The sequence below is a fragment of the Pseudomonas sp. PMCC200344 genome (assembly GCF_030053095.1).
Classification (GTDB): Bacteria; Pseudomonadota; Gammaproteobacteria; order Pseudomonadales; family Pseudomonadaceae; genus Aquipseudomonas; species Aquipseudomonas svalbardensis.
Map to the genome: position 1 here is coordinate 6,268,291 of NZ_CP125618.1, position 25,244 is coordinate 6,293,534.

At 59.8% G+C, this 25,244-nt stretch carries 22 protein-coding genes and 1 pseudogene; 12 read left to right on the forward strand and 11 right to left on the reverse strand.

Annotated features, from left to right (window positions below; genetic code table 11):
- Positions 1-11 precede the first annotated feature (11 nt).
- Complete coding sequence (rph, locus tag QFW87_RS28860) at positions 12-734, reverse strand: ribonuclease PH (protein ID WP_010465211.1); 723 nt, start codon at positions 732-734, stop codon at positions 12-14.
- Positions 735-1,003: 269 nt separating this feature from the next.
- Between rph and QFW87_RS28865 the strand changes: the two genes are divergently transcribed.
- From QFW87_RS28865 to QFW87_RS28890, 6 genes are all read left to right on the forward strand, one after another.
- Entirely contained in the window at positions 1,004-1,867 is an 864-nt protein-coding gene (locus QFW87_RS28865) for a YicC/YloC family endoribonuclease (protein ID WP_283182191.1), read from the forward strand.
- 12 nt (positions 1,868-1,879) lie between these two features.
- Complete coding sequence (gene gmk, locus QFW87_RS28870; protein ID WP_050681654.1) at positions 1,880-2,500, forward strand: guanylate kinase; 621 nt, start codon at positions 1,880-1,882, stop codon at positions 2,498-2,500.
- Between the two features lie 167 nt (positions 2,501-2,667).
- Positions 2,668-2,931, forward strand: coding sequence for a DNA-directed RNA polymerase subunit omega (gene rpoZ / locus QFW87_RS28875; protein WP_007894670.1), 264 nt, complete (start codon positions 2,668-2,670; stop codon positions 2,929-2,931).
- Between the two features lie 56 nt (positions 2,932-2,987).
- Positions 2,988-5,093 carry a bifunctional GTP diphosphokinase/guanosine-3',5'-bis pyrophosphate 3'-pyrophosphohydrolase gene (gene spoT, locus QFW87_RS28880; RefSeq protein ID WP_033059343.1) on the forward strand — a complete coding sequence of 702 codons (2,106 nt, stop codon included), beginning with the start codon at positions 2,988-2,990 and terminating at the stop codon, positions 5,091-5,093.
- 24 nt (positions 5,094-5,117) lie between these two features.
- The gene (locus QFW87_RS28885; RefSeq protein ID WP_003229509.1) at positions 5,118-5,498 is read left to right on the forward strand and encodes a RidA family protein; all 381 of its coding nucleotides are present in this window, start codon (positions 5,118-5,120) and stop codon (positions 5,496-5,498) included.
- Positions 5,499-5,555: 57 nt separating this feature from the next.
- Entirely contained in the window at positions 5,556-6,296 is a 741-nt protein-coding gene (locus tag QFW87_RS28890) for a hypothetical protein (RefSeq protein ID WP_283189428.1), read from the forward strand.
- Positions 6,297-6,436: 140 nt separating this feature from the next.
- On the opposite strand, the gene QFW87_RS28895 is transcribed toward QFW87_RS28890, so the two are convergent.
- Positions 6,437-7,294, reverse strand: coding sequence for an SDR family oxidoreductase (locus QFW87_RS28895; RefSeq protein ID WP_283189429.1), 858 nt, complete (start codon positions 7,292-7,294; stop codon positions 6,437-6,439).
- Positions 7,295-7,485: 191 nt separating this feature from the next.
- On the opposite strand from QFW87_RS28895, the gene exbB reads away from it, so the two are divergent.
- The 6 genes from exbB to QFW87_RS28925 all read left to right on the forward strand — a co-directional run bounded on the left by exbB (position 7,486) and on the right by QFW87_RS28925 (position 14,383).
- The gene (exbB, locus tag QFW87_RS28900; protein WP_283189430.1) at positions 7,486-8,442 is read left to right on the forward strand and encodes a tonB-system energizer ExbB; all 957 of its coding nucleotides are present in this window, start codon (positions 7,486-7,488) and stop codon (positions 8,440-8,442) included.
- A 6-nt stretch (positions 8,443-8,448) separates the two neighbouring features.
- Positions 8,449-8,877 (forward strand): TonB system transport protein ExbD, encoded by a 429-nt coding sequence (gene exbD / locus QFW87_RS28905; protein ID WP_095126905.1) that lies wholly within the window; start codon positions 8,449-8,451, stop codon positions 8,875-8,877.
- Positions 8,874-9,623: an energy transducer TonB gene (locus QFW87_RS28910; protein WP_283189431.1), complete on the forward strand. Its 750-nt coding sequence runs from the start codon at positions 8,874-8,876 to the stop codon at positions 9,621-9,623. The genes exbD and QFW87_RS28910 overlap by 4 nt, the downstream gene beginning before the upstream one ends.
- A gap of 266 nt (positions 9,624-9,889) precedes the next feature.
- Positions 9,890-10,819 carry a hydrogen peroxide-inducible genes activator gene (locus QFW87_RS28915; protein ID WP_008150125.1) on the forward strand — a complete coding sequence of 310 codons (930 nt, stop codon included), beginning with the start codon at positions 9,890-9,892 and terminating at the stop codon, positions 10,817-10,819.
- Positions 10,820-10,828: 9 nt separating this feature from the next.
- Positions 10,829-12,904 carry an ATP-dependent DNA helicase RecG gene (gene recG, locus QFW87_RS28920; protein WP_283189432.1) on the forward strand — a complete coding sequence of 692 codons (2,076 nt, stop codon included), beginning with the start codon at positions 10,829-10,831 and terminating at the stop codon, positions 12,902-12,904.
- Positions 12,905-12,982: 78 nt separating this feature from the next.
- Entirely contained in the window at positions 12,983-14,383 is a 1,401-nt protein-coding gene (locus tag QFW87_RS28925; RefSeq protein WP_283189433.1) for an aminoacyl-tRNA deacylase and HDOD domain-containing protein, read from the forward strand.
- Positions 14,384-14,463: 80 nt separating this feature from the next.
- Here QFW87_RS28925 and QFW87_RS28930 read toward each other — a convergent pair whose 3' ends face one another.
- The 9 genes and pseudogenes from QFW87_RS28930 to QFW87_RS28970 form a co-directional block, all read right to left on the reverse strand.
- Complete coding sequence (locus tag QFW87_RS28930) at positions 14,464-15,777, reverse strand: delta-60 repeat domain-containing protein (protein WP_283189434.1); 1,314 nt, start codon at positions 15,775-15,777, stop codon at positions 14,464-14,466.
- Positions 15,778-15,931: 154 nt separating this feature from the next.
- Positions 15,932-16,303: a helicase gene (locus QFW87_RS28935; protein WP_283189435.1), complete on the reverse strand. Its 372-nt coding sequence runs from the start codon at positions 16,301-16,303 to the stop codon at positions 15,932-15,934.
- A gap of 229 nt (positions 16,304-16,532) precedes the next feature.
- Positions 16,533-17,285 (reverse strand): DUF1311 domain-containing protein, encoded by a 753-nt coding sequence (locus QFW87_RS28940; protein ID WP_283189436.1) that lies wholly within the window; start codon positions 17,283-17,285, stop codon positions 16,533-16,535.
- Positions 17,286-17,368: 83 nt separating this feature from the next.
- The gene (locus QFW87_RS28945; RefSeq protein ID WP_283189437.1) at positions 17,369-17,854 is read right to left on the reverse strand and encodes a hypothetical protein; all 486 of its coding nucleotides are present in this window, start codon (positions 17,852-17,854) and stop codon (positions 17,369-17,371) included.
- Between the two features lie 233 nt (positions 17,855-18,087).
- Positions 18,088-19,476 (reverse strand): sel1 repeat family protein, encoded by a 1,389-nt coding sequence (locus QFW87_RS28950; protein WP_283189438.1) that lies wholly within the window; start codon positions 19,474-19,476, stop codon positions 18,088-18,090.
- Between the two features lie 6 nt (positions 19,477-19,482).
- Entirely contained in the window at positions 19,483-21,918 is a 2,436-nt protein-coding gene (locus QFW87_RS28955; RefSeq protein WP_283189439.1) for an alpha/beta hydrolase, read from the reverse strand.
- Between the two features lie 9 nt (positions 21,919-21,927).
- Entirely contained in the window at positions 21,928-23,370 is a 1,443-nt protein-coding gene (locus QFW87_RS28960) for a TIGR01777 family oxidoreductase (protein ID WP_283189440.1), read from the reverse strand.
- Positions 23,363-23,851: pseudogene (locus QFW87_RS28965) on the reverse strand (cell division protein). The gene QFW87_RS28960 and the pseudogene QFW87_RS28965 overlap by 8 nt, the downstream one beginning before the upstream one ends.
- A gap of 109 nt (positions 23,852-23,960) precedes the next feature.
- The gene (locus tag QFW87_RS28970) at positions 23,961-25,238 is read right to left on the reverse strand and encodes a hypothetical protein (RefSeq protein WP_283190963.1); all 1,278 of its coding nucleotides are present in this window, start codon (positions 25,236-25,238) and stop codon (positions 23,961-23,963) included.
- Positions 25,239-25,244: the final 6 nt, after the last annotated feature.

Here is a 25,244-nt window from a genome sequence, read left to right on the forward strand (position 1 = left end):
GAGCAGTCCGATCAGTCGGCCAGTGCAGCCTTTTGCAGCTCAAAGATTTCGGTCATGCCTTTCTTCGCCAACTCAAGCATAGCGTTCAATTCTTCCGGCTGGAACGGAGCGCCTTCGGCAGTGCCCTGGACTTCGATGAAGCCGCCAGTGCTGGTCATCACCACGTTCAGGTCGGTCTCGGCGGCCGAGTCTTCCAGGTAGTCAAGGTCGAGCACCGGCTCACCCTGATACATGCCCACCGATACGGCAGCGATCATTTGCTTCAGCGGGTCGCCGCCTTTCAGGCCGCCGCGCTTCTTGATCACTTTCAAGGCATCGACCAGTGCAACCATGGCGCCGGTGATGGACGCGGTACGGGTGCCGCCGTCAGCCTGGATCACGTCGCAGTCGACGTACAGGGTGACGTCGCCCAGCTTGGACATGTCCAGCGAAGCGCGCAGGGAACGACCGATCAGACGCTGGATTTCCAGGGTGCGGCCGCCTTGTTTGCCGCGGCTCGCTTCACGCTGGTTACGCTCGCCAGTGGCGCGCGGCAGCATGCCGTATTCAGCGGTCAACCAGCCCTGGCCCTGACCTTTGAGGAAACGCGGCACGCCGTTCTCGACGCTGACGGTGCAGATGACTTTGGTATCACCGAACTCGACCAGTACAGATCCCTCGGCGTGTTTGGTGTAGTTGCGGGTAATGCGGATCGAGCGGAGCTGATCGGCAGCGCGACCACTTGGACGTTTCATAGGGAATACCTGTACGGGGGACGGAAAACTGCGGAGCATTATAGAGCCGCAGGGCCACGAGTGGGCACTTCTAAAAAATCCCCCGACGACTGAAGGCCCTGAACAGCGCTTTGCCGACGACCTGCAGCCCTTTGTCACACCGTGTGTTTGGGCGCATTCGCCCCACTGCGCTACAATCCTGCGCCTTTGCTGCCTCTGGGCTTAAATTCATATAGATCAGGCCTGCGAAACCTTTGGTAACGCATGAACCTGCATTGCGAGGTACCTCCATGGTGCACAGCATGACCGCCTTCGCCCGCGTCGAAAAAGCCGGCGCCCAAGGCACCCTGAGCTGGGAACTGCGCTCGGTCAACAGCCGCTACCTGGAGCCGCACTTGCGTCTGCCGGAGTCCTTTCGCGACCTCGAAGGCGCCGTCCGCGAATCCCTGCGCCAGGGAATCTCCCGGGGCAAGCTCGAATGCACCCTGCGCTTCACCGAAGAAAATACCGACAAACCACTGCAAGTGGACCGCGAGCGCGCCGCGCAATTGGTCGCCGCCGCCGAGACCATCGCCAGCCTGATCAAAAATCCAGCCGCGCTGAACCCGCTGGAAGTCCTGGCCTGGCCCGGCGTGCTGGTGGGCGACGCGACCGACCCGCAAGCCCTGAATGCCGAAGCCCTGGCGCTGTTCAACGAAGGCCTGAAAGAACTTAAGGCCGGCCGCGAGCGCGAAGGTGCGGAGCTGGCGCGGTTGATCAATGATCGCCTGACCTCCATTGAAGAAGACGTGGTGACCCTGCGTGAACTGGTCCCGCAGATGCTTGCCACCCAGCGCCAGAAAGTCCTCGACCGCTTTGCCGACATGAAGGCCGAGATGGACCCGCAGCGGCTGGAGCAGGAAATGGTCATGCTCGCGCAAAAGAGCGACGTCGCCGAAGAACTGGATCGCCTGAGCACTCACATCATCGAAGTTCGCCGGGTGCTCAAATCCGGTGGCGCTGCCGGTCGGCGCCTGGACTTCCTGATGCAGGAGCTCAACCGCGAAGCCAACACACTGGGCTCCAAAGCCTTCGACCCGCGCAGCACCCAGGCGGCGGTCAACCTCAAAGTGTTGATCGAGCAGATGCGCGAACAAGTGCAGAATATTGAGTAAGGCAACCCTGACATGACCCACAGCACCGGCACCCTGTACATCATTTCCGCACCTTCGGGCGCGGGCAAGAGCAGCCTGGTCAAGGCCCTGACCGACGCTGATCAGGAGATCCGCGTCTCCGTCTCCCACACCACCCGCGCCATGCGCCCCGGTGAAGTGAACGGCGTGAACTATCACTTCGTCGAACGCAGCGAGTTCGTGAAGATGATCGAGCATGGGGATTTCCTCGAGCGCGCCGAAGTGTTCGGCAATCTCTACGGCACTTCCCAAAGCCACCTGCAGCAGACCCTGGACGAAGGCCACGACCTGATACTGGAAATCGACTGGCAGGGCGCCGAGCAAGTGCGCAAGTTGATGCCCCAGGCCCGTTCGATCTTCATTCTGCCGCCGTCCCTGCAAGCCTTGCACCAGCGCCTGACCAATCGCGGCCAGGACAGCGACGAGATCATCGAAGGCCGGATGCGCGAAGCCGTCAGCGAGATGAGTCACTACGTCGACTACGATTACCTGATCATCAACGACGATTTCGCCCACGCACTGCGCGATTTGCAGGCGATTTTCCGTGCCAATCAGCTGCATCAGAAGCGCCAGCAGCAGCGTCACGGAAAACTTTTGGCCGAATTGCTCGGTTAAACAGCTCTTCCCAAAACCGTTGCAAGGGCTTTACATTGGCACTTGCAGCGCGTTGAAGGGCTTGGTCAAAAAATCAGCGCTTCCCTAATCGCTGGTGATTTTTTAAACTGTTGAGTCCGCTCGCCCAACCGGGCAGCGCGCATATTGCATTCGCTCCGAGGAATACCATGGCCCGCGTAACCGTTGAAGATTGCCTAAACCACGTGGAAAACCGCTTTGAGCTGGTCATGCTGTCTACCAAGCGTGCCCGTCAACTGGCCACCGGCGGCAAAGAGCCACTGGTTCAGTGGGAAAACGACAAGCCTACCGTTGTAGCCTTGCGTGAAATCGCTGAAGGCCTGATGAGCTACGAGTTCATCGCCAACGCTGAAATCGTCGAAGACGAACCGCTGTTCGCAGCGTTCGAGGACGAGTCCAACGAGGCAGTCTAAGCCATGCCTGGTCGACGTAGCACGGCGCGGGGTCACAGCGAACGGCAGGTTTCATCATGCCGAGCATAGACGCCCTCGCCGATCGCTTATCGACCTACCTCGGCAAGGACCAGGTCAACCTGGTCCGCCGAGCGTACTTCTACGCCGAACAAGCCCACGATGGCCAGCGCCGCCGTAGCGGCGAGGCGTACGTCACGCACCCACTCGCGGTTGCGAATATTCTTGCCGACATGCACATGGACCATCAGAGCCTGATGGCTGCGATGCTGCATGACGTGATCGAAGACACCGGCATTGCAAAGGAAGCGCTGCAAGCGCAATTCGGCGAAACCGTGGCCGAACTGGTCGACGGGGTCAGCAAACTGACCCAGATGAACTTCGAGACCAAGGCCGAAGCCCAGGCCGAAAACTTCCAGAAAATGGCCATGGCCATGGCCCGCGACATTCGCGTGATCCTGGTCAAACTGGCTGACCGCCTGCACAACATGCGGACCCTGGAAGTCCTGTCCGGCGAAAAACGCCGACGGATCGCCAAGGAAACCCTGGAAATCTATGCGCCTATCGCCAACCGGCTGGGCATGCACGCCATCCGCATAGAATTCGAAGACCTCGGCTTCAAGGCGATGCACCCGATGCGTTCCGCGCGGATCAACCAGGCGGTCAAACGCGCCCGGGGCAACCGCAAGGAAATCGTCAACAAGATCGAAGAATCACTCAGCCACTGCCTGGCCATCGACGGCATTCAGGGCGAGGTCAGCGGTCGTCAGAAACACCTCTACGGCATCTACAAGAAAATGCGCGGCAAGCGTCGGGCCTTCAACGAGATCATGGACGTCTATGCGTTCCGGATCATCGTCGACAAGGTCGATACCTGCTACCGCGTGCTGGGTGCTGTGCATAATTTGTACAAACCGTTGCCGGGGCGCTTTAAGGATTACATCGCGATCCCCAAGGCCAACGGCTACCAGTCGCTGCACACCACGCTGTTCGGCATGCACGGTGTTCCAATCGAGATTCAGATCCGCACCCGTGAAATGGAAGAGATGGCCAACAACGGCATCGCCGCCCATTGGCTCTACAAATCCAGCGGTGACGAGCAGCCAAAAGGCACTCACGCCCGCGCCCGTCAGTGGGTCAAAGGCGTGCTGGAGATGCAGCAACGGGCCGGCAACTCGCTGGAATTCATCGAGAGCGTGAAGATCGACCTGTTCCCGGACGAGGTCTACGTGTTCACGCCCAAAGGCCGGATCATGGAGCTGCCCAAAGGCTCCACGGCGGTGGACTTCGCTTACGCGGTGCACACCGACGTGGGCAACAGCTGCATTGCCTGTCGGATCAATCGTCGTCTCGCGCCGCTGTCCGAACCGCTGCAAAGCGGCTCCACGGTCGAGATCGTCAGCGCCCCCGGCGCGCGGCCGAACCCGGCGTGGCTCAACTTCGTGGTCACCGGCAAGGCGCGGACTCACATCCGCCATGCGCTGAAACTGCAACGCCGCTCCGAATCCATCAGCCTCGGCGAACGCCTGCTGAACAAGGTCCTCAACGGTTTCGACAGCTCGCTGGAGAAAGTTGCGGCCGAGCGCGTCAAGGCGATGCTCACCGAGTACCGCCTGGAACTGATCGAAGACCTGCTTGAAGATATCGGGCTGGGCAATCGTATGGCTTACGTGGTCGCCCGCCGACTGCTTGGTGAAGGCGAACAGCTGCCAAGTGCGGAAGGCCCGCTGGCGATTCGCGGCACCGAAGGCTTGGTACTCAGTTACGCCAAGTGCTGCACGCCGATCCCGGGCGACCCGATTGTCGGCCACCTGTCTGCGGGCAAAGGCATGGTCGTGCACCTGGACAACTGCCGCAACATCAGCGAAATCCGCCACAACCCGGAAAAATGCATCCAGCTCTCGTGGGCCAAGGATGTCACCGGCGAATTCAATGTCGAACTGCGCGTCGAGCTGGAACACCAGCGCGGCCTGATCGCTCTGCTGGCCAGCAGCGTCAACGCGGCCGACGGCAATATCGAAAAAATCAGCATGGACGAACGCGATGGTCGCATCAGCGTGGTCCAACTGGTGGTCAGCGTGCACGACCGTGTGCACCTGGCCCGCGTGATCAAGAAACTGCGCGCCCTGACCGGGGTGATTCGCATCACTCGCATGCGTGCGTAAGCCACTCATTACAAGGAGTCATTCATGACCAAAACAGTTATTACCAGCGACAAAGCCCCGGCCGCCATCGGCACTTACTCCCAGGCGATCAAGGCCGGCAACACCGTTTACATGTCGGGTCAAATTCCTCTGGACCCAAAAACCATGGAGCTGGTAGAAGGCTTCGAAGCCCAGACCGTCCAGGTGTTCGAGAACCTCAAAGCCGTGGCTGAAGCCGCTGGCGGTTCGTTCAAGGACATCGTCAAACTGAACATCTTCCTCACCGACCTGAGCCACTTCGCCAAGGTCAACGAGATCATGGGCAAGTACTTTGACCAGCCTTACCCTGCCCGCGCCGCCATCGGCGTAGCGGCCCTGCCAAAGGGTTCGCAGGTTGAGATGGATGCCATTCTGGTCATCGAGTAATACATCCGGCGCAGCTTTTTGAGGCTGCGCCGACTCCGTTTCTGAAAGGATTCCACCATGCGCCAAGCGCTAGCTCTCTCGCTGGTCGCCCTACTCTTGGGCGGTTGTGCCAGCAACCCTGCCGACCGTGACATCAGCGGCACCTGGATCAATCAGGTGGCAATCAATGCTGCAGCCAAAGGCGGCCCCCTGCGCGAAGCGCTCCAGGCCTATGGCCCGAACCTGGAATGGGACGTCAACACCAAGGCCGGCCAGGCCCGCTACACCAACGGTTTTGAAAATGTCGACGGCAAGCTGCTGGGCGAAGAGTCTGGCGCGTGGAAAGTCGACTTTTATGGCAGCTCCGCCAGCGAACTGAAGCGTGACGGCAAGCAACTGAGCCAAGTCGCCAGCGACAATGAGCCGGAGCAAGTCTTCGACCGCGCGCAGGTTACGGTGCCGGACGGCGCACCGATGGGCGCCAGTTTCGAGCGCGCACTGTATTCGGCCTACATGGGCGGCAGCTGGAAAGTCGTCAGCGGTCCCGGTGAAGGCAATACCGTGCAATTCCAGGCTGACGGCCAGGTTGCCGGCCTGCCGGGGGCGGATCGCTATGCCCTGTGCCTGGCCGGTGATTGCGCGTCGATGAGCGGCGGCAATGACAACATGTGGCTGCAACTCAACGGCCAGGGCAACACCTGGATCTTTGCGCGCAAGGGCAAAGAGCTGGAGATCTTCCAGACCATGAACACCGCTCAGGCGGACGAGATGCCATCGTTCACGCCGGGTGATCGCAAGTGGTTGCTCGAGAAGCAGTAATACAGCCCTAAGGTCAACGTATAACCAATGTGGGAGCGAGCTTGCTCGCGATGGCGGCATAACGATCAACAATGATGTTGAATGTTAGGGCCTCATCGCGAGCAAGCTCGCTCCCACAGTTGGTTTGTGGTGTTTGAAAGTTAGCTGCGGCCTTCAAGAATGGCGGCGTAACCTTCCCGATAGCTTGGGTACTTCGGTGTCCAACCCAAGGCTTTGGCCCGCGCATTGCTGCAGCGCTTGCTGCCAGTGCGCCGCACACTCGCGTCGTCATCCCATTCGGTCACGCCCAAATACTCTCGTAGCCAGCCCACCACTTCTGCCAGTTGTGCTGGCGCATCGTCTACGCCGATATAGACGTCATCCAGCGCCACGCCGCGCCGGTCCGCCTCAAGCAAGCAGGCCATCAGTCCCGCCGCGTCGTCTGCATGAATACGGTTGCCATATAACGGCGGATCGACCGCAACACGATAGCCCCGGCGAACTTGGGTCAACAGCCGCTCACGGCCGGGACCGTAGATACCGGTTAAACGCACGATGCTGGCCGGAATGCCGCTATTGAGGGCAATCTGCTCGGCTTCCAGCATCACACGTCCTGAATAGCCAGCGGCCACAGCTGGCGAAGTCTCGTCGACCCACTCGCCATTCTGCTGGCCGTACACACTGCTGCTGGAAACAAACAGCAGGCGATTGGGCACCTGACCGTAGTCGTTCAGCCAGTCCAGCACATGCTGCAAGCCCTGCACATAAGCGGCGCGATAACCGGCTTCATCGTGATCGGTGGCGGCCGCGCAATACACCAGGTAATCCACCGCACCGACTGGCCAGGTCGCCGGACAGTCTTCATTGAACAAGTCACCGGCAACGCCGATCACGCCCTTTGGCAGACGCGAGACATCACGCCGCAAGCCGTGAACCTCCCATCCGCCAGCCAACAATTGCGTGGCCAGACGACTACCAACATCACCACAGCCGGCGATCAAAACAGAGGGCGCGGACATCAGAAAACTCCCATCAGAAAGTCACAGACTAGCGCTGGCAATGGACGAGCGGCTAGCAATGAAGGAAAAAAAGATACTCTATTACTTTTGTTAACAAGAATTACTTGCAATAATGCCTGCCACTTTTGTTCTCGGCCTCACGAGGCCTGGAAGAACATTTACCGTCTTTTTCTCTCAGGTCCGGCCAGCACATGACACCCAATCAATTCCCCGCTTCGCCAACCAAACGACCTCGTGCCTGGAGCGCGGTGGCCGCCCTGCTGCTCAGCCTGATGCTGGCGCCGACCGCCGCTTTCGCTGACGCACAAGCGCCAGCCGCTCCAGCAGCAACCGCTGCTCCAGCCGATCATGTTACCCCGGCTGCGACCGACCCGGCCCAAGCCGTAGACACCACCGCCGAAGACGTTCCCGAAGTCCTGGAAGCCGACAACTCCCTGGGCATGGCCCACGACCTGTCGCCGTGGGGCATGTACCAGAACGCCGACATCATCGTGAAAATCGTGATGATCGGTCTGGCCATCGCGTCAATCATCACCTGGACCATCTGGATCGCCAAGGGTTTCGAGCTGATGGGCGCCAAACGTCGTCTGCGCACTGAAATCGTCCACCTGAAAAAAGCCACCACCCTTAAAGAAGCCAGCGCTTCGGCAACCAAGGCCGGCACACTCGCCAACCTGCTGGTGCACGACGCACTGGAAGAAATGAAGCTGTCGGCCAACAGCCGCGAGAAAGAAGGCATCAAGGAACGCGTCGCCTTCCGCCTTGAGCGTCTGGTTGCGGCCTGCGGTCGCAATATGAGCAGCGGCACCGGCGTGCTCGCCACCATCGGTTCCACTGCGCCATTCGTCGGCCTGTTCGGTACCGTGTGGGGCATCATGAACAGCTTCATCGGCATCGCCAAAACCCAGACCACCAACCTCGCCGTCGTGGCTCCCGGCATCGCCGAAGCCCTGCTGGCAACCGCGTTGGGTCTGGTTGCAGCGATTCCGGCCGTTGTGATCTACAACGTCTTTGCCCGGTCCATCGCCGGTTACAAGGCGCAGGTGTCCGACGCTTCGGCAGAAGTCCTGCTGCTGGTTAGCCGTGACCTCGATCACCTGCCGACCACCGAGCGCTCCGCGCAACCGCACATGGTCAAAGTAGGGTAATCAGCCATGGGCTTGCATTTGAAAGAAGGCGCAGACGACGATCTGGCCGAGAACCACGAAATCAACGTCACACCGTTCATCGACGTGATGCTGGTGCTGTTGATCATCTTCATGGTGGCAGCCCCGCTCGCCACCGTGGACATCAAGGTCGACCTGCCGGCCTCCAGCGCCAAACCGGCGCCACGGCCAGAGAAACCAGTGTTCCTCAGCGTCAAGGCTGACCAACGCCTGTTCCTCGGCGAAGACGAAGTGAAGGCCGAAGCACTCGGCGCCACCCTCGACGCCAGGACCAAAGGCAAGAAAGACACGACGATCTTCTTCCAGGCCGATAAAGGTGTGGATTACGGCGACCTGATGAGCGTGATGGACAACCTGCGCTCTGCCGGTTACCTGAAGGTGGGTCTGGTCGGACTCGAGACGGCAGCCAAGAAATGATCACGACGCGCCAAAAGCTGACGCGTTACAGCGGGAGCCTGGCCGTGGTGCTGGGCGTCCATGCGCTGGCCATTGCGCTGGCGCTGAACTGGACGTCGCACCCACCGATCGAGCTGCCGCCACAGGCGATGATGGTCGAATTGGCGCCGGTTCCGGCCCCGCCACCGCCGGCACCGCCGAAGGTCATAACGCCGCCACAGCCACCCGCCCCGGTGGAAGAACTGCCGATACCGAAGCTGGCTGAAGTGCCGAAGGCCGAGATCGCGGTGCCGAAACCGGTCAAACCCAAGCCAAAGCCTCAACCGCCCAAGCCTGTGGAGAAAAAGCCGGAACCGCCGAAAGAGAAGCCGTCCGAGGAAAAACCGAGCGACGCGCAACCGACTCAGGCGCCAACGGAGAAATCCGCACAACCGGCACCGGGCCCATCACCGGCGCAGCAAGCGGCCAAGGCCAGCTGGCAAGGCACTCTGCTCGCTCACTTGGCCAAGTACAAAAAGTATCCGGCCAGTGCACAGGCGCGGGGCAAGGAAGGTTTGAACCGTCTGCGCTTTGTGGTGGATGCTGAAGGTAATGTGTTGTCGTTCGAACTGGTGGGCCGCTCCGGCAACGCTGATCTGGACCGGGCCACCCTGGAAATGATCCGCCGCGCCCAACCACTGCCAAAGCCACCGGCTGACATGCTGACCAATGGAGCCATCGAAATCGTTGCACCGTTTGTTTACTCGCTGGAAAAACGCCGGCGTTAAGCCACCGACAAACCCATGTGGGAGCGAGCCTGCTCGCGAAGAGGCCATTACATTCAACATCTTCGTTGACTGTTACAGCGCCTTCGCGAGCAGGCTCGCTCCCACAGGGTCATGCAGCAGCCATAAAGGCACCCGAAAGGTGCCTTTTGCATATCCGCCAGCGGCAAACCTGCTTTGCCCTGTGTCACTCAACGCACTCAGTCTGATAACGTGCGTCTATCGATTGCAGCCGGTATGCTTGGCCCGCAACTTCATGGACGCTTGCTATGACTCTTACAGAATTACGCTACATCGTTACCCTCGCCCAAGAGCAGCACTTCGGCCACGCGGCCGAGCGTTGCCACGTCAGCCAGCCGACCCTGTCGGTGGGCGTGAAAAAGCTTGAAGACGAACTCGGTGTGCTGATTTTCGAGCGCAGCAAGAGTGCCGTGCGCCTGACCCCAGTCGGCGAAGGCATTGTCGCCCAGGCGCAGAAAGTGCTGGAACAGGCCCAAGGCATCCGCGAACTGGCCCAGGCCGGCAAAAACCAGCTGACTGCCCCGCTGAAAGTCGGCGCCATCTACACCGTCGGCCCGTACCTGTTTCCTCACCTGATTCCACAACTGCACCGGGTCGCCCCGCAGATGCCGTTGTACATCGAAGAAAACTTCACCCACGTGCTGCGCGACAAACTGCGCAACGGCGAGCTCGACGCGATCATCATCGCCCTACCGTTCAACGAAGCCGACGTGCTGACCTTGCAGCTCTACGACGAGCCGTTCTACGTCCTGATGCCGGCCCAGCACCCGTGGACCCAAAAAGAATCCATCGACGCCGCGCTGCTCAACGACAAGAGCCTGCTGCTGCTCGGCGAAGGCCACTGTTTCCGCGATCAAGTGCTGGAAGCCTGCCCGACCCTGGCCAAAGGCAACGACGGCGCCAAGCACACCACGGTGGAATCCAGTTCCCTGGAAACCATCCGCCACATGGTTGCGTCCGGCCTCGGCATCTCAATCCTGCCGCTGTCGGCGGTCGACAGCCATCACTACGCTCCCGGCGTGATCGAAGTGCGCCCACTGACGCCTCCGGTGCCGTTCCGCACCGTGGCCATCGCCTGGCGCGCGAGCTTCCCGCGGCCGAAAGCGATTGAAATCCTCGCTGACTCCATTCGCCTGTGCTCGGTGGCCAAGCCACAAGCACCGGTGGTTGCGGCCTAAGTCGCTGCCATGACCGAGTTGTCGCAAGTGTCGGTGACGGCACTGAAGGGTGTCGGCGAAGCCATGGCCGAGAAGTTGGCCAAGGTCGGCCTGGAGAATCTCCAGGACGTGCTTTTTCACCTGCCGCTGCGCTATCAGGACCGCACTCGCGTGGTCCCGATCGGCCATTTGCGACCCGGGCAAGACGCCGTGATCGAAGGCACCGTCAGCGGCGCCGATGTGGTCATGGGCCGCCGCCGCAGCCTGGTCGTGCGCCTGCAGGACGGCACCGGCGGGCTCAGCCTGCGCTTCTACCATTTCAGCAACGCCCAGAAAGAAGGCCTCAAACGCGGCACGCGGATTCGCTGCTACGGCGAAGCGCGTCCCGGTGCGTCGGGACTGGAAATCTACCACCCGGAATACCGCGCCATCACCGGCGACGAGCCGCCACCGGTGGATGAAACCCTGACCCCGGTTTACCCGCTCACTGAAGGCCTGACCCAACAGCGCTTGCGCCAATTGTGCATGCAAACCCTGACGATGCTCGGTCCCACCAGCCTGCCCGACTGGCTGCCGACCGAACTGGCGCGGGACTATCAACTAGCGCCGCTAGCAGATGCGATCCGCTACCTGCACCACCCGCCCGCCGATGCCGACGTCGACGAACTCGCCCTCGGTCATCACTGGGCGCAGCACCGTCTGGCCTTTGAGGAACTGCTGACGCATCAACTGTCCCAGCAGCGTCTGCGCGAGAGCATGCGCTCCCTGCGCGCGCCGGCGATGCCGAAAGCCACCCGGCTGCCGGCCCAGTATCTGGCCAACCTTGGCTTCACTCCGACCGGCGCCCAGCAACGGGTCGGCAACGAAATCGCCTACGACCTCAGTCAGCACGAGCCCATGTTGCGGTTGATTCAAGGCGACGTCGGCGCGGGTAAAACCGTGGTCGCTGCCCTCGCCGCGCTGCAGGCGCTGGAGGCCGGATATCAAGTGGCGCTGATGGCGCCCACCGAAATCCTCGCCGAGCAGCACTTCATCACCTTCAAACGCTGGCTCGAACCGCTGGGCATTGAAGTCGCGTGGCTGGCCGGCAAGCTGAAAGGCAAGAACCGCGCGGCAGCACTGGAGCAGATTGCCAACGGCACACCGATGGTGGTCGGCACCCACGCGCTGTTCCAGGACGAAGTGCAGTTCAAAAACCTCGCGCTGGCGATCATCGACGAACAGCACCGCTTCGGCGTGCAGCAACGGCTGGCGTTGCGGCAGAAAGGTGTTGGCGGGCGGATGTGTCCGCATCAGCTGATCATGACCGCCACACCGATTCCCCGGACGCTGGCCATGAGCGCCTACGCCGACCTCGACACCTCGATCCTCGACGAACTACCGCCCGGTCGAACCCCGGTGAACACCGTGCTGATCACCGATACCCGGCGCGTCGAAGTCATCGAGCGGGTACGCGGCGCCTGTGCTGAAGGGCGTCAGGCCTATTGGGTGTGCACGCTGATCGAAGAGTCGGAAGAGCTGACTTGCCAAGCTGCCGAAACCACCTACGAAGACCTCACCGCCGCCCTCGGCGAGCTGAAGGTCGGGCTGATCCACGGCCGCATGAAGCCCGTCGAAAAAGCCGCCGTCATGGCCGAATTCAAGGCCGGCAACCTGCAACTGCTGGTCGCTACCACGGTGATTGAAGTCGGCGTCGACGTACCCAACGCCAGCCTGATGATCATCGAAAACCCAGAACGCCTCGGCCTCGCGCAACTGCACCAGTTACGCGGTCGAGTCGGTCGAGGCAGCGCCGCCAGCCATTGCGTGCTGCTCTACCATCCACCGCTGTCACAGATCGGTCGTCAGCGCCTGGGCATCATGCGCGAAACCAACGATGGGTTTGTCATCGCCGAAAAAGACCTCGAGCTGCGCGGCCCCGGCGAAATGCTCGGCACGCGTCAGACCGGCCTGCTGCAATTCAAGGTCGCCGACCTGATGCGCGACGCCGATCTACTGCCCGCCGTGCGCGACGCCGCCCAGGCGCTGCTGGAACGCTGGCCGGATCACGTCAGCCCGCTGCTCGACCGCTGGCTACGTCATGGGCAGCAATACGGCCAAGTGTGAGCACCGTCGCAGTTTCTGAACCACCGTTCTGAGCAAGCTGGTTATACTCCTGCCATTGTTTTAAAACGGATACAGACCATGACCGAAGTTGCCCTCGCACCCGCCTCCCCGCACGCTCCGTCGGTTATTCGGCTGATGCTGGGCAAACTGGGTATCGCCTACGAAGAAGTCCTCGACCATCACGGCCTGAACGCCGCACGCAAAGTGCAGGCTGTTCTGCTTGATGACGCCGTGGGCACGCTCATGGTGCTGTTCCCGCAGAGCCAATTGCTGGACCTCAATCGCCTCGCCGAACTGACCGGCCGCCGCCTCACCGCCGTGTCCACCGAGCGCCTGGTAAAAATGCTCGGCAAACACAACCTGAGCCTGCTGCCCGGCATGCCGGCGCTCACCAGTTCACCGTGCCTGTATGAAGAAAGCCTGCTGCGCGAGCCGAAGTTGCTGATCAACTCGGGCGAGCCGGGCGTGTTGCTGGAGATCACCAGCGAAGACTTCAAGACCATGCTGACCAAGGCCAGCGCCGCCAACTTCGGCGAAGCGCTGATCAGCATTCGCCCGAACCTCGACCGCCCCCACGATGACCGCGAGGAAATCACCCAGGCCGTTCAAGCGTTCACCGCACGGCGCATCCAGCAACGCCTGGAAGAGACCATCGAGATTCCGCCGCTGGCCGAGACCGCGCAGAAAATCATCAAACTGCGCGTCGATCCCAACGCCACCATCGACGACATCACCGGCGTCGTCGAAACCGACCCGGCCCTGGCCGCACAGGTTGTGAGCTGGGCGGCGTCGCCGTACTACGCCTCGCCGGGCAAGATTCGTTCAGTGGAAGACGCCATCGTGCGGGTGCTGGGCTTCGACCTGGTGATCAACCTGGCGCTGGGCCTGGCCCTGGGCAAAACCCTGAGCCTGCCAAAAGACCATCCGCAACACACCACGCCGTATTGGCAGCAATCGATCTACACCGCCGCCGTCATCGAAGGCCTGACCCGCGCCATGCCGCGCGCCCAGCGCCCGGAAGCCGGCCTGACCTACCTCGCCGGCCTGCTGCACAACTTCGGTTACTTGCTGCTGGCACACGTCTTCCCGCCGCACTTCTCGCTGATCTGCCGCCACCTGGAGGTCAACCCGCACCTGTGCCACAGCTACGTCGAGCAACACTTGCTCGGCATCAGCCGTGAACAGATCGGCTCGTGGCTGATGCGCTACTGGGACATGCCCGAAGAACTGGCCACCGCGCTGCGCTTCCAGCACGATCCAAGCTACGACGGCGACTACGCCGAGTACCCGAATCTAGTGTGCCTGGCAGTGCGTTTGCTGCGTAGCCGCGGCATCGGCTCCGGCCCGGATGAAGACATCCCCGACGCACTGCTGGAGCGTGTGGGATTGACGCGCGACAAGGCTAACGATGTGGTCAGCAAAGTCCTCGAAGCTGAAGTGCTGCTACGCGAACTGGCTTCGCAATTCACCCAAGTCTAAAAGCATAAAAACCGTCCGGCACCTGATCAAGTGCCGGACGATTTTCGATATACGTCAAAACTTCCAGGCAGACCAAGTCGCTATCCGACGTAGCGAATCACTGCGCCGATAGACTCTCCCTCGCCACCCCCGACCATTATTTCACTGCAAACAACGATGCGGTTATCGTCCATAAGTGCGCCGCCGCTATAGGTGCTGGCTCCTTTACCAGGCTCGACGACAACCCAGCCATTGTCACCGAAGTCATTATCTGGCTTACCGTCTGCCAAGAAGCGCGCAATGACCAGGGTGCCGCGATCCGCCTGCCCTGAAACAACTAGCTTGTCCGGAGATCTTTGCAGATCACACCTGCGCCAAGCCGCACCCGTTGCGTCAATGCGGGAATACAAAGGCTGTCCACTGTTAAATACTTGATTGAAAACGCCCTCGGGCGTTAGAACAACAATCAACCCTTCACCATTGCCGACGCCTGTCGCGACCACACCATCGTCTGTTCTGAGCGTCATGTTTGTAAGCTCATGACGCTGTCTATCCCTGGAAATGACGACTATTCCGCGTCCCTCGTTATACAAAGTGTCAACGGATCCGTTTTGGTTATAGCGCATCACAAATGCCTCAAACGGCTCACCCGCACTTCGACGAAACATGCCACAAACTAGAATCTTCCCTGTCTTCTGAATAGCAGAGCCATAGGCCCAATTTTGCTTGTAGGTAATACTTGGCAAATCGACAAGCAAAAAGCCTGTGCCATTGAAGGTATTGTCCAGAGTGCCATCAGCATTCAAGCGCAGCACAACCCCTTGGACTTCATAGGTTCCGTACGCGACTGACGTGGTAGCAACGATTTTGCCTTCCTGCTCAAAGGCGGAAACATCGATATGACCAACTCGTGGAAGAGCTTTTCCTCCCGTTTCTTCATCGTGCGGCCGGCCATTCAGCTTGACCTGGAGGTCATAATGAACTTCAACGAGTTTTTTTACATCGATAATGACCCTCCCGCCATCGCCGAAGGACGAATCCATCTGGCCATTCTCATCCTGGCGAACGATCGTAAGGCGAACACCAAGGTGCCTGTCGTCGACGGAGCTTCCGGTAATTAGCCAGCCTCCATTCGTGAGCCTGCTCAGTCCATTCGGATAAAACCAGACGCCCCATTCGAAAGGGATTTCAATGGCTCCATGGGGTCCAAATGTAAGGTCAGCTGTGCCATCTTCATTCAATCTTACAATGCGTGCCTGCTCGAGAATTCCCCAACGACTAACAGCTACGAGTAATTGCTTGTTGGGTAGTGCCAGTGTCGCGCCTGGAAGACCTGGCACACCTGAAAAAGGTACTGAAACCTCGCCATTTTTGCCAAAGCCGTTGTCGGGAGTACCCATCTTGTTCTTGTTCATGAACTTGCTCCATCGCTGAGAAGTAATTCCGAAGAGGAAACTCGCAACAGTGAAGCAGTTAAGTGAACGCACTTTCACCTGTCAGAACTGACAGTTCTATATGCTTTTAAAGCCAAACAATTGACTTTTCGAGCCGAACTTCAGCGATCGACAGCTACTTTTTTCTCGGCTTCAAATACTTGGTCAACCCCTGAAACCAGATCACCAGCGCCGGGTTGCCCTTGATCTGAATCGACTTGTCCTGAATCCCGGTCATAAACGCCAACTGCTTGTTCTTCGCCTGCATCGTGGCAAAGCCATAGGCCGCATCTTTAAAGGCAATCGCAAACGCCGGCTCGGCATACACGCCGGACTTGCTGGTGATGCGCTGATCCTTCACAAAGAAATGCCGCGCCACTTTCCCGTCCAGGGTCTGTAATTGGAATACAAGCTCCTTGTCACCCAACTGCTGCTGAAACGCAGGATTAGTCCGACTGGCCTTACCCATCAACAAACCCAGCATCCACAGAAGAAAACGAAATTTCATGCGCACAGCCTCAAAAGGAAAATGAACGGCCGGCGCAGTGTAGCGGCTTCATGCAAGAACGCCACTGTCTGGTTGCGTTAGAAGAAGATGCCGGTCTTTTTGACGCCAATGACTACCAAGTCACACTATCCTGATCGTTCCCATGCTCCGCGTGGGAATGCATCCCGTGACGCTGCGCGTCACACCATCCACCGATAACATTTTAGAAACACTCGACACCCGTGCGTCTTCACGTGGGTTCGGGCGAGTCGCATTTCAGCTCTTTGATCTGCGTACCCCGGATAGGAATCACACACGCACGACGCTCCTCACCATTCCCACGAAGCTCCGTAAGGCTAAGTGTCAGATGCAACCCGTCGGCAGCAAACGCATGCGCCTCAAACCCGGCATCGGCATAACCATCCCAAAAAGACTTGCCGTCAAAACTACAAAACCGGGCAGACGACAGCACTCTCCAGCCACCGTCAGGCGCCAGAATCTGGACATTGAGACATGGGCTGCCGAAGGTCGTCACATAACGAGCAACGACATCACCGAAGCGACCGATGCCGGCGCTGGATACCTTGTTGAGGTTGATCTCATCACCCGAACCATCAGTCACGATCCCGTCTAGATAGGCCGAACGCTCCTGGCTCATTCTGGCAATGCAGGAATTAATCGTCGTGATATGTGCCGCCACACCGGGCTCGATATCCGTGGCTTCGAGCGGGCAAGTAGTGTCTCGCAACTTGATCCAGGCACGCTGGGAGTCTCTGGCCATGGCCATGAATACCTTGCCCTGCTCGGGAGCACCCTTTTGCTGAGTCTCAAACCGCTCCATCAAATTTTTGTAGCTGGCATTGAGCTTCACATCGGCAGCCTTTCGGGCGATCTTCGCGCACTGGTCAACCTGCATACTCGTGATAATTGCCTTGCAATCCTCCTCAGCCGAAGCGATTGAAATCGGAAGCAGCCCGATGATCAGCAGCCAATACTTGTTCATACGTATCCTAAAAATTCAGAAAGAACGGTCCATTGTTGGCCCTGATGCAGAGATCGCAGAGTTGTGAGATGAACCCTCATCGTTTATTCGTCCTTGATTTTCAACAGCCGAAACTCGTTATCCACAAACTCGAAATAGCGAACCCGGTCGCGGCTCTTCAGCCGTTTGCCCTTCATGTCTTTTTCGGTATCTAGCGTGATGCCAGAGACGATGATCAAGTTGCTATCGGGCTGGTAAGACAGGTCCAGAAAGTCACCGTCGTAGGCATTCGGCAATCCCGTCACGACCTTTCCCGTCTGCGCGTCCAGCACCTCGACACACAACGCGCTGCCGCCACAACCCACCTTATGCAGAACGTAGTGCCCGGCAAAACTGACCTTGCCGGCGAGGGCTTGCGTTCGCGCTTCATCCATCCATTGGTTGCTGTTTTCCTGCGGCGCCAGGGCGTGGTTTGGACCGGTAAACACTTCGGTGACGTTGAAGTCTGTGAAGGATGGATCGGCGGCGGCGATAGACAGGTTGGCCAACGCCGCCAGGAGGCAGCCCATCAAAATCGAAAGTCCTTTCACACTGTATCTCCTGAATAAATGCGCTATTCCCATTGGCATCCCTTCTCCAAAGAAACCGCTGTGTTTGTATTAAGAAACCGTAAGGTCCGAAGCTCGAATTTCACCGGGCTCCCGTCACCCATTTCAAAACACAGATTCTCCGACACAACCTCGCAGTGAGCCGTCAACGGCAGCACGCCAATCACCAACAGCAGCAATCTTTTCACTTCAAATCCCTTGAAATAACCCGCCATTCAAATCGAGAAATCCTGCACTTCATCCAGTCCCCAACACCCATCAAAACTGAACCGGTACAGGACTTGATAACCCGTATCCGGCTTTTGCAGTTTCACCGTCGCCGACGTGTCGCTCTTGTCCGTGATCTGTAGCGTCAGCCCTTGCGTCTCGCGCGTCTTCGCCTCGGGGATCAGCGGGAATACCAGTTCACTGCGATCCAGCAACGTGCTGACCTGCTTTGGTTCAGGCTCGGCATCCACCGTAATCAGCTTCTTCATCGGGACACGGGTGAATGCCTGTTGAATGGCTGGGCTTTCCCGGTAGTCGGCGAAAAACGCTTCGAAATCCTTCGAGGGGCAGGCCAACGCCTGGGCGTGCTCGGCAGGTTCCGGCATCAGGCATGGCTTGGCCGGGTCAACCTGTATGCCTTGAGCGCTCAATTGCTCTGCGGTGGTGCGCGAATCTTCCAGCCCCATGTTGGCCGCCGCCAGGTAACAGGCCAGTGCTCGTTGCGAATCCTGAATGCCCAGCGTGCCACGTTGAAAGGCACTGCCAAGGTTGCTGAGCGCATAGGGCGCACCTTGCGCGGCAGACCTTTTCAGCGCTGCCAGGGATTTTGCAGGGTCGGCGCAAGGGCGAGGGTCGCCATACTCGCCTTCGTCGCAATAAAACCCGGCAAGCGCATGACTGGCCTGCGCGAGCGTTCGGGAACCCTGGCTCAAAAGCTCGAGGATTTTGCTGTTGTCCAGGCGCGGCGCCTGTCCCGAGAGGCTGACTGACGCGGCGGCATAGGCAGCCTGGTCGTTACCCTGGGCGGCACCGTCCAGGTAACTGTCCAGGGACGAAACATACAATTGCACATCGGCCGGATAACCCGACTCGTTCGTCAGCGCGTCATACAGTGCGCCTCTCTTGAGGGCGCGAGCACCCGGCGCAGCGCGCAGCTCCCCTTGTTGCGCGGACAGCACCTTTTCCAGTGACCAGTCTTCGACCCGCTCCAGTTTCCAGCAGTCGCCGAACTTGAACGTGAAGACCTTCAGCACTTCGCCTTTGCGGTCGCGGACGAATACATAGTTGGGCAACTGAACCTCCAGGCTCAGCCCGGATTTGGCGATGTAGTCCGCAGACAGTTCGGCCAATGATCGCGGCGCCAGTGTCGGCACCTGCCGTTGCACCACCCGGGGTTTCGACCCGGTGGAGACAACCGACGACTCCATCACCGGCGAAGCGACAAAGGCTGGCTGAGTGTCCGCATTCATCGTGAACGCGGTGATGAACTCCGCAAACTGGGTGCTTGGGCACTGCGCAGCACCCGGCTCTACCGCGAACGCAGCCGACGACATCACTAGCGCCGACAACGCCAGACAACCAAGCTTCAAACCCGCCACACAAGAATTCCTTTTCATCAAAAACTACTTCACCAACGTCAATTCACCATCGCGATACAGCACCTCACACCCCAGCCATGCCACATCGACTTGCGGCAGCACCGCCGAAGGTTTACGCAACTCGCGCAGCAGGGTCGAACCATGGGACAAGCGCCCGCCCATTCGCGCGATCACCGCTCGGGCGCTTTGGTAATGCGCGTGGCGGCCTGGGTCGAGTGTGTCTTCGAGCAAGATGTCGTCACCCAGAATGCCTTGCACCTGCCCCGGATAAATCATGAAACCCGTCGCTTGCTCAGTGCCTTCGCGGCCGTCCTGCCAGAAGCTGCCGTCGCGATTGCGAATGTCTGGATGCGGTGCAAACCAATGCGCTCGGTCGGCCATCGGCATGGCGTGGTGCAGGCGGAAGAACACCCGCATCAGGTTGTCGCGATACCATTCGCGCACTTGCAAGTAGTAACCGCGCAGGCCCGGCAGGCCGGTCGAATGGGCCACACGGATGAACCCGGACCATTGCGGACAGGCTTGCAACGGCAGGTCGGTCAGTGCCGGGCGTGGCGTGGCCGGATCGGTTTCCCAGGGCAGACGATGCGGGCTGTGTTCAAGATCGTCATAGGCGGTCGGAGGCCGGCCCAGCAGGTCGCCGCCGCTGCTGGCCAGTGAGGTAGCGATACACAAGTTGCCCTGCACCACGAACACATAGAACCGGGTGAACCAGTCGGCCAGTAGCTGGCCGTCGGCACCTTGGGCGATCAGCTCGGACAGTTCTTCATCGAAGCGGCGTAAACGCTTTTCCAACGTCAGCAAATGCCCGCGCGCAATGCGTTGCATGCGCAGGAACAGTGGCAGCGAACGGATTAGACGCAGCGGTCGCCAAGGCAGATGCGGAGTCGCGCCGCCGACCTCACCCGCGTAGCTGCTGGCGGAAATGCCCCAGTCGGCCAGTCGGGCGAGAAACAGATCATTGTTGATGTACGAAGCGCCGCCAAACACTGCAGTGAACGGCTCGTTGTCCTGCAGCACCCGTGAATCCCAACGCGCCATGATCGCCGGAATACTGGCCGCCGCACGCCGCTGGGCGTACTCCACCAAGCGGCTCGGTTGTGGCGGCAGGATTTCGGCGATGTTGGCGGCCGTCAGGTGACGACGCCAGCCGTAGTCGCTGATCGGCCGGTATTGCAACAGCCACAGTTGAGTACCGTCCCAGGCCCATTCGACGTCGCCGGGCACGTAGTGAAAGACCCGCAAAACGCTTTGTAGAAAGCGCCACAGCTGGTCAGCGGTCAAACCGTGTGAAGGCTTGAACGTGTCGCTGCTCCAGGAGGCGCCAAGGCGGGAAATGATCGCGCGCTCGGGACTCACCTGACCATCAGCCAGCGACTCGAGATGCCCTTCCACCCATTCCAGTTCCACCGACAGGTGACGCACAAAAGCGATGCCGGACAGCTGCGGTGTGATGAAGCGCTGCACCACTACTTCCTCGACACCGGATGCACTCAACTCGACAATACGCGCCGGCACATTGTGGGTCGGTTCACGCAGGAACGTAGTGCTCAAACCGGCATTCGCCGCATCGGCCTGATCTTCGCCATAACTGGAGGAACGTACCGCCCACGCGGCGCCCGGTTGGCTGGCGAGGAACGCCGGCAAGCGTGGATCGTTGCTGTCGTTGAGTGACAGCGCTGGGGGCACTGCTTGCCCAGCCAACTCGGCCAGACGCAAGCGCCCACCCTTGGTGTGGGCGACGAATCCGCGCTCACCCGATTCCAGCCACCCGGCGAACTCAGCCGGAGAATCGATCCACGGGTAATGCCCCCAACCGGTTTTCAGGCTGATAGTCAGATCAGCACGGGCCAGAATCGCCGACCAGGCGGCAGCCTGCTCGATGCCCAGCACGTTGTCCTGATCGCCCCAGACCAACTCGACCCGGTCGGTGATCCACTCCAACAATGGCAACGCGGTGTCCGCCCGCACCAGGTCCCAGTGCGGCACAAACGCGCGGCAACGGGCATACCCGGCGCCCATGCGCTGGTACTGCGCGGGCGTCCAGGTCTGGTTGGAAAACTTGTGCGCAAACAGCACGGGCTTGTTCGACAGCAGCCAGTGAATGGTCTTGCGAATGGGCAGCGGCGACATCAACGCCGGCAGCCGCCGTTGCCACAGAAAGGCCCCCACCGGCGCCAACAAAACACTGCGGCAGAAATGGCCGGGCTGACGTTGCAGCGCATGCAACACCAGCAACGCATTGACCCCGACCGCCATGATCGCGCTGCCTTTGACAGTCGCCGTCAACAACGCCTGAGCGTAAGCGGTGAGGTCTTCGCACGGGGCTTGAGGATTGTTGCCGAAGCCTGGCAGTTCCAGCGGCACCACCTGATAGCGCTGAAAATGCGGCAACGCGTCATCCCACCAATCGGCGGCGCCACCGTTGCCGGCCAGCAGGTACATCAGGGGCTTGCTCATGGGGAACCCTCAGGCCAGATCGCGCAGGGCAGCGTCGAGGGTCGGGTAACGGAACGTATAACCCGCCTCGGTCAGACGGCCGGGCACCACGCGTTGACCGTCGAAGAACAACTGCGCCATTTCGCCCGCCAGTGCGCGTACCGGCGTGGCCGGGATGTGGAACCACACCGGGCGCTTCAAGGCTTTGCCGACACGCTCGGCGAACACCGCCTGACTGACCGCGTCCGGCGCCACCAGGTTGTAGGTGCCGCTCAGGTTGTCGTCGGTGAATGCACGGGCGATCACTTGAATCACATCGTCGCGGTGCACCCAACTCATGATCTGTTGGCCATCCCCCATGCGCCCGCCGAACCCCAGGCGAAACGGAATCAGCAACGGCAACAACGCGCCGCCCGGGCCGAACACCACACCCAAACGCAGCACCACCTGACGCACACCCAACTCAGTGGCCGGCTGCGCGGCGGCTTCCCACTTGGCGCACAACTCGGCCATGAAACCGTCGCCCTTGCTGGCGCGTTCATCAAGGCTTTCGCTGGCATCGCGCACGCCGTAAAAACCGATGGCCGAGGCCTGAATCCACAGCGCCGGTTTATGCCGGGCGTTCTTCAGCCAGCTCATCAATGCTTCGGTGGTGTTTACCCGACTGGCGATCAGTTGCGCTTGGCGCTTGGCACTCCAACGCGGACCGGCCACCGGCGCACCCGCCAGATTGATCACCACGTCGAAGGTTTCGTTGTAGCCCAGTTTGCTCAACGAACGCAGGCAACGCGCGCGACCGTCAAACAGGTACGCCGCTTTCAATGGATCGCGAGCCAGCACGCTGACGGTGTGGCCGGCGTCGAGCAATTGATTGACCAGCACTTCACCGATAAACCCGGTGCCACCGGTCACCAGCACACGCTTATAGGCGCCGCCCGCGAACGGGTTCGACGGTTTGCCTTCGCGCTGCATGCGCAACGCCGCCAACCCGTCGCGAATCCCCGAGGCCGTCACGCCGACAGCGAACAGCGTCAGCAACCAGCCGCGCCAGCCGAAATCAATCGCGCTCAGGCCCGTCGGCAGGCTCGCCCACTGCGCCAGTTGCGTGCCGTACAACGCGAAAAACGCCCCGCCGTTCACCGCCAAAACGGTGTGCATGATGCGCTCGATGGCCGGCAGTTTGCGGCTGCGATCCTCGACCACGAAATCCCACAGCGTCAGGCCGATCTCCAGCGCAAACAGCAACGCAATCACAATCGCCCACGCGCCCTGAAACGCCAGATGCGCCATGCCCAGAAACAGAATCCCGTAGAAACACGAACGCAGCGCGTGGATCGACAACTCCAGGCGAGCGCTGTGCCGATAAGGCAATGCGACGGTGAGTTCGTGGTGATAGAGGGTATCCAGCGCCCCGAGAATGGCTTGGGCAATCAGCAGCGCGACCGCCCAATCCAGGAGAGAAAAATCAGGCATGGTCGGCGTCACTCGGTGTGTTGTTTGAAAGGGCGGTGCGGCGGTCATGGCGGTAGAGCCAGAACAGCGGCGGCAGCAGGGTGAGCAGTGCGAAGCTGTCGAACCACAGGTGTGACCAGACGCGGGCCTGGGCCGAGATCCACATGTCTTGCGGCGCCCACAGCACGATGCCGGCGATTAACCACCCCTAGGCCATGGGACTTCTCAGTCGATGGCCGATGCGCACGAGGGCGAGCATGTAGAGAGAGTAGCTTTGCAGCGTGGCGCCGAATAAGGCGAGCCACCAGACTTGCTGGGCACGGGCGGCAGTGGGTACGGCGTCGGTTGCCCAGAAGGCTTGTTCGATGGTGTGTAGGTAGCCGTCGAGCAATCCCGAATGGCCGGCCCAGGTCAGCACGAAGCTGACGAGCAGATGCACCAGGGCGGCGGCGTACAGCCAAACCACCAGCGCAGAGCGAAGGGTATGAGAGGGGACTGACATTCCGTGTCCTGAGCGCTTCCTTGAGGGTGGCAAGTCTAAAGGAAAACGCGGGATTTAGTGATTAATCACGGAGCCCGTCTCGCCCCTGACCTTTCGAACGCAAAATCGACTAACAGCCATCGGCATCGCCGCATTGGACCCAGCCGCGAATCTGTTTCCCCTTGGGGGTCTTGAACATGATGTTCAGCCACCCGGCCTCGACCCCTTCCTGCAACACCGAATCGCCCTTGATCAAATACATCTTCGTCACGTCGGCTAAAACAGGTGAACTGTAAATCGGGGTCTTTTTGTTGATCGTGAGCTTCACCTCGTCCCCCGCAGCCCAGTGTTTATAGGCGGTGGAATTGAGCTTGGCGACAATGTCCTCGGCGGTTTTATACGGGAACGTGTAGATCAACTCCTCCGACTCGGGATCGCGCGCAATATCGCCGCCATTACCGAAGTAGTTCGACAGCTGCTCATCTCTGACATAACCCGTCGCCGTACGGGCATACGCGTGAACGGTGTAGTAATCGCCCAAATAATTAACGCCCGTATCGGCTCTGATCCCGACGGCATGAATGACGATTAACTCAGGCTCCACCCCGGGTTTAGCCGCAGTAAAGAAAGCCGCTTTGACTTCCCCCGTGGCCGCCAAAAACGGCAGCCCGGCGATGTTCTTTTTTGAACCGTCAGCACAATTGACGAAATCCATGTCGATGGCGACGTCGTCGGAGGCTTGGGATTCGTCTTCGGGCAGTTTGGCGAAGTTGAAAACGATCGACCCTGAGTCTGCCTGGAGCGCTGGAAAGGCTTCACTTTTTGGGGGTTCGCAGATGATCGAGGAAAGGATCTTTTTAAGACTTGAGATCTCACTTTCATAAAAGGTGTTGCACTGAGAAACAACGATGAAACCCTTCGTTGTTTCTGCTTGAAGCGTGCTGCAGATTAATCCGAATCCTTCGACACCTCCCGGGCCAGGGTAAATGACGTTTTTCATGTCCAACAGCTTCCAGCCTTGTTGCTTCATCGACGCTTTAGCTGTCGCCGCAGCGTCCGAAAATTCCATGATGCCTTCAGCGTCAGGCAGTTCGATCAACTTGTTGTAACGATGTGCATCGTCGATTCCGACGACCGCCAAAATGTCCTGCAGGTTTTCCCCGGTCACAATGACGGTGGGGAGATTGTCGAATTTGTTGGCGTACTCGGGTTGGTGACGCGGCATAAGCTTCAGTATGTTCACGCCCCCTTCCTGAACGCAGCTTGCGACCTTCAGTTCTGTTTGAGGCACGTCGAATGGGCAAGGTTGATCCTCAGCCAACGCATCCGCGCCACCTAGGAGCACGCTCAGCACAACACCGACCATCAGCGCCGTCGGGTAGCCGCTTCTCTTCAAAAAACAATCCATGTCAAT